Genomic DNA, 771 nt, shown 5'->3' on the forward strand with positions numbered 1-771 from the left:
GTACAACGTATGGCATCTTTGGGTTCTCAACTTGCAGAGTTGAACACTAAACAAATTCAAAACTTACCTGTTGAAGAGCGTTTGATTGAAGCCCTTTTGGATGTGAAACTGATTACATCAAATGAAGCTCGTCGTCGCCAATTTTTACGCATTGGTAAGTTGTTGCGTAATGAAGATGAAACGGTGATTTTGTCTTATTTGACACCGCAACAAGGCGCGAAAAAAACCGCTCAATTGCAGCGTTGGGTTGATCGTATGATCAAAGATGGTGATGTGGTCATTAATGAGTTTTCCAAAACCTATAATGCCGCGGAACGTCATACCATTCGTCAGCATGTATTGCGTATTCACCGTGATATGAAACAGCAGGCTGATGAAGAACAACTTAAAGCTTCACGTTTGAAGTTGTTTAACTACATTCAGCAAGTGGCTTTAATTTCAGATAATTAAGCCATTTAGACATAAAAAAGCGACCTTCAAGGTCGCTTTTTTATGTGAGAATATTTGCTTGAATAGACTGCTGAATGTTTAGCTAAACTCGCCAGTTGCACGCTCTTTGGCCCAATCACGTAGGACAAATTTCTGTAACTTGCCTGTCGACGTTTTTGGAATTTCTGTAATCACTACATCTTTCGGGACTTTAAAACGTGCCAGATGTTGCTTACAGAATTCAATGATTTCCTCAGGCGTGGTTTCTTTACCTGCTTTGAGTTCAATAAATGCACAGGGCACTTCTTGCCAGCGAGGATCGGGCTTCGCGACCACCGCAGC

The 771-nt window shown here is 41.4% G+C and carries 2 protein-coding genes; one reads left to right on the forward strand and one right to left on the reverse strand.

Annotated elements, in window-relative coordinates; translation table 11 throughout:
- Window positions 1–450: ribosome biogenesis factor YjgA (gene yjgA / locus B4F08_RS09590; RefSeq protein WP_291374252.1), on the forward strand; the 450-nt coding region annotated here is incomplete at its 5' end.
- 78 nt (window positions 451–528) lie between these two features.
- Here yjgA and B4F08_RS09595 read toward each other — a convergent pair.
- Window positions 529–771, reverse strand: a 243-nt coding sequence (locus B4F08_RS09595; RefSeq protein ID WP_414632473.1) for an AMP-binding enzyme, incomplete at its 5' end; no start/stop codon positions are given.

This window comes from Acinetobacter sp. UBA6720 (genome assembly GCF_002454215.1).
Lineage (GTDB): Bacteria > Pseudomonadota > Gammaproteobacteria > Pseudomonadales > Moraxellaceae > Acinetobacter.